At 69.5% G+C, this 12,831-nt stretch carries 10 protein-coding genes; 6 read left to right on the forward strand and 4 right to left on the reverse strand.

Going from position 1 to position 12,831, the window contains the following annotated elements:
- Positions 1-59: 59 nt before the first annotated feature.
- Positions 60-1,226, reverse strand: a complete 1,167-nt coding sequence (locus ACWDU1_RS19295; RefSeq protein WP_450000219.1) for a kinase — start codon at positions 1,224-1,226, stop codon at positions 60-62.
- A 191-nt stretch (positions 1,227-1,417) separates the two neighbouring features.
- Between ACWDU1_RS19295 and ACWDU1_RS19300 the strand changes: the two genes are divergently transcribed.
- Entirely contained in the window at positions 1,418-2,458 is a 1,041-nt protein-coding gene (locus ACWDU1_RS19300; RefSeq protein ID WP_450000220.1) for a hypothetical protein, read from the forward strand.
- 5 nt (positions 2,459-2,463) lie between these two features.
- Here the strand turns inward: ACWDU1_RS19300 and aspS are convergent, their stop codons facing one another.
- Entirely contained in the window at positions 2,464-4,290 is a 1,827-nt protein-coding gene (gene aspS / locus ACWDU1_RS19305; protein ID WP_450000221.1) for an aspartate--tRNA ligase, read from the reverse strand.
- Between the two features lie 146 nt (positions 4,291-4,436).
- Here aspS and ypfJ point away from each other — a divergent pair, with 146 nt between their 5' ends.
- Positions 4,437-5,363, forward strand: coding sequence for a KPN_02809 family neutral zinc metallopeptidase (gene ypfJ, locus ACWDU1_RS19310; protein WP_450000223.1), 927 nt, complete (start codon positions 4,437-4,439; stop codon positions 5,361-5,363).
- A 16-nt stretch (positions 5,364-5,379) separates the two neighbouring features.
- Here the strand turns inward: ypfJ and ACWDU1_RS19315 are convergent, their stop codons facing one another.
- Both ACWDU1_RS19315 and ACWDU1_RS19320 read right to left on the reverse strand, forming a co-directional pair.
- Complete coding sequence (locus ACWDU1_RS19315) at positions 5,380-6,996, reverse strand: hypothetical protein (RefSeq protein ID WP_450000225.1); 1,617 nt, start codon at positions 6,994-6,996, stop codon at positions 5,380-5,382.
- Positions 6,993-7,310 (reverse strand): type VII secretion target, encoded by a 318-nt coding sequence (locus ACWDU1_RS19320; protein WP_450000227.1) that lies wholly within the window; start codon positions 7,308-7,310, stop codon positions 6,993-6,995. Before ACWDU1_RS19320 ends, ACWDU1_RS19315 begins: the two co-directional genes overlap by 4 nt.
- A gap of 200 nt (positions 7,311-7,510) precedes the next feature.
- Here ACWDU1_RS19320 and ACWDU1_RS19325 point away from each other — a divergent pair, with 200 nt between their 5' ends.
- The 4 genes from ACWDU1_RS19325 to ACWDU1_RS19340 all read left to right on the forward strand — a co-directional run bounded on the left by ACWDU1_RS19325 (position 7,511) and on the right by ACWDU1_RS19340 (position 12,784).
- A complete protein-coding gene (locus ACWDU1_RS19325; RefSeq protein WP_450000228.1) occupies positions 7,511-8,512 on the forward strand; it encodes an NAD-dependent epimerase/dehydratase family protein in 1,002 nt (333 codons plus the stop codon).
- A gap of 31 nt (positions 8,513-8,543) precedes the next feature.
- Positions 8,544-9,560, forward strand: a complete 1,017-nt coding sequence (locus ACWDU1_RS19330; RefSeq protein WP_450000230.1) for an Rv2578c family radical SAM protein — start codon at positions 8,544-8,546, stop codon at positions 9,558-9,560.
- A 177-nt stretch (positions 9,561-9,737) separates the two neighbouring features.
- Positions 9,738-11,699, forward strand: a complete 1,962-nt coding sequence (locus ACWDU1_RS19335) for a 2-oxoacid:acceptor oxidoreductase subunit alpha (RefSeq protein WP_450000232.1) — start codon at positions 9,738-9,740, stop codon at positions 11,697-11,699.
- Positions 11,696-12,784: a 2-oxoacid:ferredoxin oxidoreductase subunit beta gene (locus tag ACWDU1_RS19340; RefSeq protein ID WP_450000234.1), complete on the forward strand. Its 1,089-nt coding sequence runs from the start codon at positions 11,696-11,698 to the stop codon at positions 12,782-12,784. Before ACWDU1_RS19335 ends, ACWDU1_RS19340 begins: the two co-directional genes overlap by 4 nt.
- Positions 12,785-12,831: the final 47 nt, after the last annotated feature.

A 12,831-nucleotide genomic window follows, 5' to 3' on the forward strand; every position in this document is an offset into this window, starting at 1 on the left:
GAGTGAAGACCCGGGGTTAATAGGGCCCCACCCTCGAGCGGCGGAGCCGCTCCAATATCTCAGCTCAGGTGTTCGTCTATTACCGCGCAAACAGCTTCGGCGAAGTCGCCGACCGCGTCGTTGCCTAGGCAGCGGGCGTCTTCCGCCACCCCGGCCCAGCGGTTGAGGAGGGCGTCGGAGCGGGGGACGGAGAGGCCGTGTTCGCGAGCGGCGGCGATGCGGGCGTGGTCGGCGGGGAGGAACCAGTAGGTGCTCATCCAGGCCCAGATGAGGCGGGCTTCGAGGATTTTGTCGGCCAGCAGGTCGTCGTCGGCCAGGGCGGGCCAGACGCCGACTACTTCGGCGCGCCAGGCCTCCACCATCTGGGCGGCGCGTTCGCGGGACAGTTCGATATCGCACAGGCAGCCGGGGAAGGATACGAGCGCGTAGGCGATATCGAGGGTGGCGTCGCGGTAGCCGCCCCATTCGTAGTCGAGGATGCGGGCGCCCTCGTCGTTGATGATCACATTGTCGGGGCACAGGTCCGACGGGCTGAAGGCCCGGAAGCGGCCGCCGGAGAAGAGCCGGGCGCCGTGGGCGATCTGCTCGGTGACCTCGTCGGGCACCTCGAGGCCGAATTCGCGGCGGAGCAGGCCGGGGACCTCGGCGACGGCGGCTTCGGCCTGCTGGGCGATACCGTCGACGCGGTGGGTGACGTCGACGCGCCGCAGCAGGGCCACGAAATCGGGTTCGCGGCCGATGGTGGCGGCGTGCATGCGGCCCAGGGCCTGCGCGAACGCCATCATGGCGTTGCGGGTCGCGGGTTCGGCGCCGGAGCGCAGCACATCGGTGAGCCGGGTGTTGTCACCGAGGTCGCTGAGTACGAGCAACCGCTCGGGCAGGCTGTGCGCGATCAGGTAGGCGCCGGGACGTTCGCCGCGGCTGAGCGCGGTGGTGAACTGGTAGGACACCGCTTCACGGAGGAAGGCGGAGTCGACGCTGGCGACACCGGGGGTGATCGTCACGTTCTTGGGGTCGGCGACGGAGCCCCGCACCTGCTTGATGATCAGGGTGCGGGGTAGGGAGAAGGCGTTCTCGGCGACCCGTACACGTAGGACAGTCGTCCGTCCGCTTCCGCTGAGTTCGACGGGATCACTCAACTTCACCGGAGCACCCATTCGCTTTGTGAGCAACTGCTGTGCTGCGGATACGACTTCGGTGGCTCGTTCGGCCAGTAGTGCAGTCATCGCATCTCAAGTTACTCGCATTCGGTCACTTCTAGCGAGCGGTTACACAACCTTTCCGTGTCGTCCGGCGTGTCAGATGTGTTCTCCGGCACGCGCCCGGCCTGCTTGACAGCGCTGTACGGGTCGGGTTTTCTCGATCTGAACTGCTGTGCGCCACACCGGAAACCAGTTGAGTCGAAAGGTCTGCCAGCGTGACCGACACACCGCGTTCCACCTCGGACTCCCCCGGAACCCCGGACACGCCAGGCAACCCACCCGCTCCGGGCGGCAAGTCACCCGCCGCGACGCCGGATTCCCCGCGTCCGGCCACCTCCACTACCCCGGACACGGGCCGGACCACGCCCGCGACCGCGGACGCCGGGCCGGCGGAGTCCGCGGCGAACCCGCAGCACGCCGCCCCGGCGGTAGGCCTCGGGAAACCGGCATCGGTCGCCGCTCCCTCCGGCCGAGGCGCCGCACCGGGTGATCCCACCCAGATCGACGCCGAACCCGAGCGCCGGGCGGGCGGCCAACCGGTCTACGGGCCCCCGGGCAGCGGCCCGGACCAGCAGTCCGTTCCGGGCGCGGACGCGCCGGTCTACGGCTACCAGACCGTGGGTACGGGTATTCCCGGTCACCTCGATATCGGGCATGCGCTGAGTTACGGCGTGGAGAAGTTCCGTCGCAATCCGGGCCCGTGGCTCGCGGTGACCTCCGTCGGACTGATCATCTACCTGACCTTCTACGCGATCGTCCAGTTGATCGAGCCGACCTCGGCGCTTCCGCTCCTGGTGCTGTTCGCGGCTGTGATGGCGGGATTGTGGGTGTTGCAGTCGGCACTGGTCCGGGGCGCACTGTACGAAACCGACGGCTACCGGCCGGGGTTCGGCTCGTATTTCTATATCGGCAGTATCGGCAATGCCTTCCTGACCGCGCTGCTCGCGTTCCTGGCGACCACGCTCGCCTCGGCGTTGTGCCTGATTCCCGGGATCCTGGTGGGGATCGGCTGTATGTTCTCGCTGCATTTCGCGGTGGAACAGGGACAGACGCCGGTGGAGGCGATCAAGTCCAGTTTCCTGCTGGTGCTGCGGGATCCGGGGCGGGTGCTGTTGCTGGTGCTGACAGTGCTGGTGGTCACCCTGCTCGGCCTGCTCGCCTGCGGTTTCGGCCTGCTGGTGGCGGGGCCGGTGGCGGCGATCGCGGTCACCTACGCGTATCGCACGCTCACCGGCGGGCCCATCTCACCGGTGTGATCGGGTCAGGCGCCGCCGCCCTTACCCGCCGCCTGCACCGCACCGTTCCCGGCGACCTTGGCCTCGCCATCGGCCTTGGGGGTCGCGTCCAGCCCGGCTTCCTTGCGCTGCTGCGCGGTGATGGGGGCGGGCGCGTCGGTGAGCGGGTCGACGCCGCCGCCGGTCTTCGGGAAGGCGATCACCTCACGTATCGAATCCAGCCCGGCCAGCAGCGCCACGATGCGGTCCCAGCCGAAGGCGATACCGCCGTGCGGCGGGGCGCCGAAGGCGAAGGCGTCGAGCAGGAAGCCGAACTTCTCCTGGGCCTCCTCCTCGCTGATCCCCATCACCTGGAACACGCGTTCCTGCACGTCCTTACGGTGGATACGGATACTGCCGCCGCCGATCTCGTTACCGTTGCACACGATGTCGTAGGCGTAGGCCAGCGCGTTGCCGGGGTCGGTGTCGAAGGTGTCGATCGATTCCGGCTTCGGCGAGGTGAACGCGTGGTGCACCGCGGTCCACGCCGAGTACCCGAGCGCCACATCGCCGCTTGCGGTGGCGTCGGCGGCCGGCTCGAACAGCGGCGCGTCCACGATCCAGACGAACGACCAGGCGTTCTCGTCGACCAGGCCGACCCGGTGCGCGATCTCCGACCGGGCAGCGCCGAGCAGGGCGCGCTGGGCCTTGGCGGGACCGGCCGCGAAGAACACGCAGTCGCCCGGTTTCGCGCCGACGTGATCGGCGAGTCCGGCCCGCTCGGCGTCGGTGAGGTTCTTGGCCACCGGACCGGTGAGGGCCCCGTCCGCACCGACCAGCACGTAGGCCAGTCCCTTGGCGCCGCGCTGTTTGGCCCAGTCCTGCCAGGCGTCGAGCTGGCGCCGGGGCTGGGCCGCACCGCCCGGCATCACGACCGCACCCACGTAGGGCGCCTGGAACACCCGGAACGGGGTTTCGGCGAAGTACTCGGTGCACTCGGTGATCTCCACCCCGAAGCGCAGGTCGGGCTTATCGCTACCGAACCGGCGCATCGCCTCGGCGTAGGTCATATGCGGGATCGGGGTGGGGATGCGGTAGCCGATGAGTTCCCACAGCGCCACCAGGATGTCCTCGGCCAGCAGGATCACGTCCTCTTGGCGGACGAAGCTCATCTCCAGGTCGAGCTGGGTGAACTCCGGCTGCCGGTCGGCACGGAAGTCCTCGTCGCGGTAGCACCGCGCGATCTGGAAGTACCGTTCGATACCGCCGACCATGAGCAGCTGTTTGAACAGCTGCGGGCTCTGCGGCAGCGCGTAGAAGCTGCCGGGCTGCAGGCGGGCCGGCACCAGGAAGTCGCGCGCGCCCTCCGGGGTGGAGCGGGTGAGGGTCGGGGTTTCGACCTCGACGAATTCATGGCGGGCCAGCACCGCGCGGGCGGCGGCGTTCACCCTCGACCGCAGCCGGATCGCGTGCGCCGGCCCCTCCCGGCGCAGGTCCAGGTAGCGGTACCGGAGGCGGGCCTCCTCACCGGGCTGCTCGTCGAGCTGGAACGGCAGCGGGGCGCTCTCGTTGAGCACCTCGAGTTCTTTGACGTTCACCTCCACCGAACCGGTCGGCAGTTCCGGGTTCTCGTTGCCCTCGGGTCGCTGCTCGACCACGCCGACCACCCGGACGCAGTATTCCGACCGCAGCCGGTGCGCCTGCTCGGCGGCCGGTCCTTCGCGGAACACCACCTGGGCGACCCCCGAGGCGTCACGCAGGTCGATGAAGATCACGCCACCGTGGTCACGCCGCCGGGCCACCCATCCGGAAAGGGTAACGGTCTGACCGGCCTGTTCGCTTCGCAGTGAACCGGCCAAGTGGGTGCGCAGCACGGGTTTCCTTTCGACGTTCGGAGCACACCGGGACGGCCTCCGGATGCGGTTGCCATCGTAGTGCGCGGCGCCGGGCACCCGGAAACCGATATATTGCGAACAGCCGAGCAAAGCCGTGGCAATCACGTTCACAGACGGGATCGACCATGACCTTCAACGAGCATGTGCGGATCGATCCGGGCCGGGCCTCCTCCGGCGGCGGGCCGGGACGCGGCGGGAAAGTCGCTCTCGGCGGCGGCGCCGGCGGCCTCATCGTGCTGGTGCTGGCCCTGCTGCTGGGCGGCGACCCGGAGTCGGCACTGGGCCGGTTCACCGGCACCCAGGATCTCCAGCAGGGCGGTTCCGCGACGGCCGGGACTCCCGACCACTGCCGCACTGGCGCGGATGCCAACAGATATGTCGACTGCCGCGTGGTGCTCACGGCCCAGAGCCTGGACGCGGTGTGGTCGCAGCAGTTGCCGGGGCAGACGGGGACCACCTACCTGCCGCCGGGTATCCGGCTGTTCACCGGGGCCGTCTCCACCGGTTGCGGCTATGCCACCAGTGAGGTCGGCCCCTTCTACTGCCCCGCCGACAGCACCGCCTATTTCGACGTGGGGTTCTTCCAGGAACTCGTCGACCGGTACGGCGCGACCGGCGGCCCGCTGGCCCAGGAGTACGTGGTCGCCCACGAGGTCGGGCACCATCTCCAGAACCTGCTCGGCGATATCGGGCGGGCCCAGCGGGACCCGCAGGGCCCGCAGTCGGGCGCGGTGCGCACCGAACTGCAGGCCGACTGTTACGCGGGTATCTGGGCCCACTACGCCGACCGCACGCCGGCGCCGGGATCGGACACCCCGTTCCTGCGACCGCTGACCGACAGTGATGTCCGCGACGCGCTCTCGGCCGCCGCCGCCGTGGGCGACGACCGGATCCAGGCGAGCGCACAGGGCCGGGTGAACCCCGAGGTCTGGACCCACGGGGCGTCGGCGCAGCGGCAGGAGTGGTTCCTCAGCGGTTACCGGACCGGCGAGGTCGCGGCCTGTGACACCTATTCGGCCCCTGATCTGAACAACCCGCCCGGCCTGCGCTGAGACCGGGCGTGCGGGATCAGAACTGGTTGTCGTAGCCGAGGTCCTCGTCGGCGTCGACCGCCCCGATGACCTCCGGCGCCGATTCGCCGAGCGGTCCGGTGAGATCGTCGTTGCCCGTCGGGCTCCGGTAGGCCTCCACGGTGCGACCGTGTTCCTCGTCGTTGTTGCGCTGCCCGGCCGCGGCACCGGGCGAGCCGCCCATGAAGGAATTCGCCGGTGACGTGGTGGTGGAGCCGGGCATACCGGCGGTGAGGGCCCCCGGGCGCAGCACATTGGCCAGCGGATTCTGGCTCGCGCCCGGTACCCCGGGCAGGACCGGTGACCCGGGGGTGCCACCCGGCGAACCGGTGGACAGGCCGGGGCTGCCGCCGGGCGAGCCGGTGGACAGGCCGGGGCTGCCCGAGGGGGAGCCCAGCGGGGACTGGACGCCGGCGACGGTGGTCGAGGCCGGATCGCCTGTGGTGGAGCCCAGCATCGATTCCAGACCGGAGGTGTCGGACGCGACGCTCTGCGCCTGCTGCATGAGCGGTTCGCCGATACTCTGCGCCACGTTCTGCGCCGCCTCGGCGGCCTGCTGCCCGTTGACCCCGAGCAACTGCTGCACCATGCCGTTCAGCTCCGCGGTCTTACCGGCGAGATCCCCGCGGGTGATGTTGGCGACGCTGACGGCCTGGCCCAGGTGCTGGGTGGCCGAGGCGATGAGCGCGGTCTGCGCGGGCGGGGTCATCACGACCGGAGCCAGTGCGACGGCCTGCCCGAGGAAGGACGTGGCAATGGTGCTGAGCTGTGCGTTGCCCTGCTGGACCACACCGGCCGCGGCCGTGGTGAGCGCGGCGATATCGATACCGCGCTGGCTGGTCTGCAGACCGGAGTTGTTGGCTTCCTGACCGGCGGTTTGCGCGGTCTGCGACGCTTCGCTCTCCCAGGACTGCCCCATGGCGGACAGGCTGCTCTTGCCGACCCCCACGGCCAGCTCGATGATCTGGGAGGACTGGCTCAGGATCGCGGTCGGGTCGAGGGCGCCCATGACGCCGGTACCGAAACTGCTCAGCAGATCCTTGATCGGCTGGAAGAGCACATCGATTCCCGGGAGAGCGGGCAGCGCGGCCCCGCTCAGCAGATCCCCCACCGGATCCGACGGCAGCGCCGGGGCGGCCGCCGCGGGGGTTCCGGCCGCCGGGGCTCCGGTGGCCGCGGCGGGCGCACCCGCGCCGCCGGCCGCCGCCGTCACCTGGCCGAGAACCCCCTGCGCGGCGTCGACCGCCGGCGCGGCGGCCTGGTTGACCACTCCGAGCAGTTCCCCGGCCTGCGTGGCGGCATCCTCGGCGGCACCGGACAGGATGTCCTGGGCCTGCGCCGGGTCGTCCGGGAAGCCGGACGGCCCGGGAACTCCCGCTGGTACGGTCGCCGCACCGGGACCGTCGTCGGAGACCCGCTGCGACAGCACGAATTCCGGTGCCTCGACCGGCACCTCACCATCCGGGAGCTGGGCCAGCGGTACGTCCTGGATCGCCGCGCCGGGGTCGGGCAGGGCCTGCGCCGCCGCGGCCACCGGGATCTCGGTGGTCACCCCGTGCTGCAGTTCGGGCGCGATCAGGCCCGCGGATCCCTCGGCGGTGTCGAGCGGCCTCACAGTTCGGCTCCCATCGCGCCGAGCGCCCCGGCGTTCCCGCCGTCGGTGACGTCGTAGTTCAACGCCGAACTGAAAGCCGCCTGGGAGAGTTTCTGATATTTCGCCGACAGATCGTTGATATCGCGGGCCTGCAGCACCTGCGCGGCCGCGAACATGGCCAGATAGTCGGCGCCGATCAATCCGAAAACCGGCGTCATCGCCGCGACCTGCGCCACGGTGTCGAAATTACCCGCGGCGGCGATCTCGGTACCGATCCCGGCATTGGTGATACCGAAGGCCCGCAGCGCTTCGGTCTCCACCGACACATTACTCATCGGGCTCCCCCCTGATTCGTTCCGAACAACTCCGTGACCACCGGATGGAACTCTTTTCACCGCAACGATATGCACCCCTGCGGCACGCGATGGTCGCCGCCCGAATATAGCCCACCGGACCACCCGCGCACGAGGCCGCGCACGCCGGGGCGGAACTAGAACATGTTGCAAATTAGAACAAGTTCTATATTCTCGTCCCCATGAAGGTCGCGGTGACCGGCGCAGCCGGCTATCTGGGTACGAATCTGCTCCCGCTGCTCGCCGAGCGCGGCGACGAAGTGGTCGCCATCGATCGGATGGCGCCCCGCGACGCGAGCGCGGCGAATGTCACCTGGGTGAGCGCCGACGTACTCGATCCGGCGTCGATGCGATCCGCCCTCGACGGGGTCGAGATGGTGTACCACCTGGTCGCCGTGATCACCCTCGCGGACAAGAACGACCTCGCCTGGCGGGTGAACACCGAAGGTGTGAAGGTGGTCGCCGAAGCCGCCCACGCGGTCGGGGCGCGGCGGTTCGTCCACGCGAGCTCGATCCATGCCTTCGACCAGTACAGCTGCGGCGGGAGCATCGACGAGACCACCCTCCGCTCCACCGACGCCGATCTGCCGGTCTACGACCGGTCCAAATGGGCCGGTGAGATCGAACTGCGCAAGGTCGTCGAGGCCGGCCTGGACGCGGTGATCTGCAATCCCACCGGCGTTTTCGGCCCCGCCGATCACGGCGCCCCGCTGTCCCGGATCAATCGCTCCCTGCGCGACGCCGCCCGCGGCCGCATCCCGGCCATGATCGACGGCGGATTCGACCTCGTCGACGTCCGCGATGTCGCGCGCGGGCTCATCCTGGCCGGTGAGCGCGGCCGTACCGGCGAGAACTACCTGCTGGGCGGCGAGATGATCTCCATGCTCGAGCTGTGCCGGATGGCGGCCCGCCACGGCGGCAAGCGCGGCCCCCGCTTCTCCATCTCCCCGAAGCTGATCTCCGGCCTCATCCCGGTCATGGAACCGATCGGCAAACGCCTCGGCACCGATATCGTGTCGAAGGCCGCCCTGGGCGCACTGATCTCGGCACCGATGGTCGACCGCGGCAAAGCGGGGCGGGAACTGGGATACCAGCCGCGCCCCATCGACGACACCGTCCGGGATCTGGTGGCCTTCTTCGCCGACCCGCAGGCGCCGCTCTCCGACTTCCGCCCGGCGGCTTGACAGCCCTTAGAACGCGTGTTCGACTGGTCGGGTGCGGTGGCAGAACCAAACCCTGGACGCCGACGACGGTGCACTGCCCGGCCTCGGCCGGGCCGGGTTCGCCCGCACCGTACGGACTCCCGAGTTCGACGGGATCACCTTTCACGAGGTGCTCTGTAAGAGCGCGCTGAACAAGATCCCCGACGAGTCGAATCTGCCCTTCCGCTGGACCGTGAATCCGATGCGGGGTTGTTCGCATGCCTGCCGCTACTGCTTCGCGCGCGGCTCGCACGAATATCTGGAATTGGACGCCGGAACCGATTTCGATACCCAGATCGTGGTGAAGACCAATATCGCCGCGGTCCTGCGGCGCGAACTGACCCGGCGCTCCTGGCACCGGGAGCAGGTGGCGCTGGGCACCAATACCGATCCCTATCAGCGGGCCGAGGGCCGGTACCGGCTGATGCCGGGCATCATCGGCGCCCTCACCGATTCCGGCACCCCCTTCTCCATCCTCACCAAAGGCACGCTGCTGCACCGGGATCTGCCGTTGCTCACCCTCGCCGCCCGCGAGGTCCCGGTGCGTATCGGCATCTCGCTCGCCGTGCTGGAACCGGATCTGCAGCGCGGCCTCGAACCCGGCACCCCCTCCCCCCGTGCCCGGCTGGACCTGGTGCGGGCCTGTAGCGCGGCCGGGTTCGCGGTGAACGTCATGGTGGCGCCGGTGATCCCCTACCTCACCGACGGCCGCGCCCAGCTCGATGAGCTGTTCGCCGAGCTGGCCGCGGCCGGTGCGGCCTCGGCGGTGGTGTTACCGCTGCATCTGCGGGGCAGCACCCGGGGCTGGTTCCTGGGCTGGCTGGCCGAACACCACCCGGCGCTGCTACGCCGATACCGCCCGCTGTACCGGAGCGGCGCCCAGGTCGCCCCCGAGTACGCCTCCTGGCTCCGGGAACGCGTCGATCCGCTGCTGCGTGCACACGACCTCCGCCCGGAGGACCAGGAGCCGCCGCGCCCCGAACCGGCCGCGGAACCCGATACCGCACCCCAGCTCGAACTCTTCGCCTGACCGCGACGCGCCCCGAGCACACGACACCACCGGCGCGCCCCACCCCCGATGCCGCGCGGCGCGCACCCCCAACCGCATACACCACCACCGGAGCCGCGTTTTTTGCGGCGCGGCACCCACCCGGCGGGGTAGTTTGGCGATTGGCAGCTCATTTCGACGAGGAAGTGACGCACGCGTATGGTTTCGCACCAGGAAAATACCGGCCACCCCGAGACCACGCTCACCGGAAACGATTCCGGCGCAGCGGTATTGGATCGCGTGGTGATCCGATTCGCGGGCGATTCCGGTGACGGTATGCAGCTCACCGGCGACCGCTTCACCCACGAAGCCGCGGCCTTCGGCAACGATCTGGCCACCCAGCCCAATTTCCCGGCCGAGATCCGGGCTCCGCAGGGCACGCTGCCGGGTGTCTCGTCGTTCCAGATCCAGATCGCCGACCACGATATCCTCACCGCCGGCGACCAGCCGGACGTCCTGGTCGCGATGAACCCCGCCGCATTGAAAGCGAACCTGGGCGAGCTACCGCGCGGCGCCACCCTGATCGCGAACACCGACGAGTTCACCAAACGAAACCTCACCAAGGTCGGTTACACCGCCGATCCCCTGACCGACGACAGCCTCACGGACTTCGTAGTCCACCAGGTGCCGATGACCTCGCTGACCATGGCCGCCACGGAATCGGCGGGGGTGGGTAAGAAGGACGGCCAGCGGGCCAAGAACATGTTCGCGCTGGGGCTGCTGTCCTGGATGTACGGTCGTCCGATCGGCGGTACCGAGAAGTTCCTGCGGGAGAAGTTCGCGGCCAAACCGGATATCGCCGAGGCCAATATCCTCGCCTTCCGCGCCGGCTGGAACTACGGCGAGACCACCGAGGCCTTCGCGACCACCTACAGCATCGCCCCGGCCGCGCTGCCCGCCGGGACCTACCGCCAGATCACCGGGAACACCGCGCTGGCCTACGGCCTGATCACCGCCGGTGAACTGGCCGGCCTGCCGCTGTTCCTCGGCACCTATCCGATCACCCCGGCCTCCGACATCCTGCACGAGCTGAGCAAATACAAGAATTTCGGGGTCACCACCTTCCAGGCCGAGGACGAGATCGCCGGTATCGGCGCCGCGCTGGGCGCCGCGCTGGGTGGGTCGCTCGGCGTCACCAGCACCTCCGGTCCCGGTCTGGCCCTCAAGAGCGAATCCATCGGCCTGGCGGTGATGACCGAGGTACCGCTGGTGATCGTGGACGTCCAGCGCGGCGGGCCCTCCACCGGCCTGCCCACCAAGACCGAACAGGCCGATCTGCTGCAGGCCCTCTACGGCCGCAACGGCGAATCCCCGGTGGCGGTGCTGGCGCCGCGCTCACCGGCCGATTGTTTCGCCACCGCCGTCGAGGCCGCGCGGATCGCGCTCACCTACCGGACGCCGGTGCTGCTGCTCTCCGACGGTGCGATCGCCAACGGCTCGGAACCGTGGGCCATCCCCGCGGTGACCGGCCTCGCGCCGATCGATCCGGATTTCGATCCGGGCGGCGACGACGATTTCCTGCCCTACGCCCGCGACCCCGAGACGCTCGCGCGTCCGCTGGCCGTACCGGGGACAGCCGGCCGCGCCCACCGGATCGGCGGGCTGGAGAAAGCCGACGGAACCGGCGATATCTCCTACGACCCCGCCAACCACGAGCTGATGGTGCGGCTGCGGCAGGCCAAGATCGACGGGATCGCGGTACCGCCGGCCGAGGTCGACGATCCCGGCGGCGACGCGGAAGTGCTGGTGATCGGCTGGGGCAGCTCCTACGGGCCGATCGGCGAGGCCTGCCGCCGGGTCCGGCGCCGGGGCGCCCGGGTGGCGCAACTGCATCTGCGGCATCTGAACCCGCTGCCGCCCGATCTCGGCGAGACGCTGCGCCGCTACCCCACGGTGGTCGCGCCCGAGATGAACGGCGGCCAGCTGGCCTGGCTGCTGCGCGCGAAATACCTCGTGGACGTCCGGCCGTGGACCAAGGTGGCGGGTACGGCGTTCTCCGCGCGGGAACTCGTCGGTGTCATCGACGCGGCACTGGACGGTTCCCTGGCCGGTCTCGAACAGGACAAGGTGGCCGCCGCGCGGGCGCGCGCGACCTATCGCACGAACGGGGGCGCATCATGACGATCGTCGAAACATCGCTGACCGGTACCGAACTCGGCATCACGCCGGTCTCCGGGTTGTCCGGGGTACCGACGGCGGGAGAACCGCAGAAGGCCAAGGACTACACCTCCGACCAGGAGGTGCGCTGGTGCCCGGGATGCGGCGATTACGTCATCCTCGCCACGGTCCGCGGATTCCTGGCCGAACTAGGCCTGCGCCGGGAAAACCTCATGTTCGTTTCCGGGATCGGCTGTTCGAGCCGATTCCCCTACTACCTCGACGCCTACGGTATCCACTCCATCCACGGCCGCGCCCCCGCCATCGCGACCGGTCTGGCCGTCACCCGGCCCGATCTGTCGGTATGGGTGGTCACCGGCGACGGCGACGCCTTGTCCATCGGCGGAAATCACCTGATCCACGCGCTGCGCCGCAATGTGAACATGACGATCCTGCTGTTCAACAACCGGATCTACGGCCTCACGAAGGGGCAGTATTCGCCGACCTCCGAACCGGGCAAGGTGACGAAATCGACCCCCATGGGGTCGGTAGACCATCCGTTCAACACGCTGTCGGTGGCGCTGGGCGCGGAAGCGACCTTCGCCGGCCGCGCCCTGGACTCCGACCGGGCCGGGCTCACCGAGGTGCTGCGGGCCGCGGCCGTGCACCGCGGTACGTCGTTCGTGGAGATCCTGCAGGACTGCCCGATCTTCAACGACGGCTCGTTCGATGTGCTACGTCGCGGCGACAGCGAATCGCGGCTGATCCGGTTGCGGCACGGCGAACCGCTGCGGTTCGGCGCCGACGGCGAGTACGCGGTGGTGCGGCGCGGGTTCGGGCTGGCGGCGGTGCCGTCGGCGAACGTACCCGACAGCGAGATCGTCGTGCACGACGCCCACACCGACGATCCCGAGTACGCCTACGCGCTCTCGCGGCTGTCCGACCAGGATCTCGACCATGTGGTCACCGGTGTTTTCCGGGCGGTGGACCGCCCGACCTACGACGACGGCGTCCGCGCGCAGACCGCCGCGGCGCGGGAGCGTTTCCCGGTGACCGCCGATTCGCTGCAGAACCTGCTGACCGGTACCGAGACCTGGACGGTGGGCTGAGATTTTGGCGCGGCTTCGCCGCGCGGGGTTCGGCCCCAGATCGGAAG

This window comes from Nocardia sp. NPDC003345, from assembly GCF_053589395.1.

Coding starts and splice junctions, on each gene's coding strand:
- ACWDU1_RS19295 (WP_450000219.1), bottom strand. CDS start 1,226: ATGACTGCACTACTGGCCGAACGAGCCACCGAAGTCGTATCCGCAGCA.
- ypfJ (WP_450000223.1), top strand. CDS start 4,437: ATGACCTTCAACGAGCATGTGCGGATCGATCCGGGCCGGGCCTCCTCC.
- ACWDU1_RS19320 (WP_450000227.1), bottom strand. CDS start 7,310: ATGAGTAATGTGTCGGTGGAGACCGAAGCGCTGCGGGCCTTCGGTATC.
- ACWDU1_RS19325 (WP_450000228.1), top strand. CDS start 7,511: ATGAAGGTCGCGGTGACCGGCGCAGCCGGCTATCTGGGTACGAATCTG.
- ACWDU1_RS19335 (WP_450000232.1), top strand. CDS start 9,738: ATGGTTTCGCACCAGGAAAATACCGGCCACCCCGAGACCACGCTCACC.
- ACWDU1_RS19340 (WP_450000234.1), top strand. CDS start 11,696: ATGACGATCGTCGAAACATCGCTGACCGGTACCGAACTCGGCATCACG.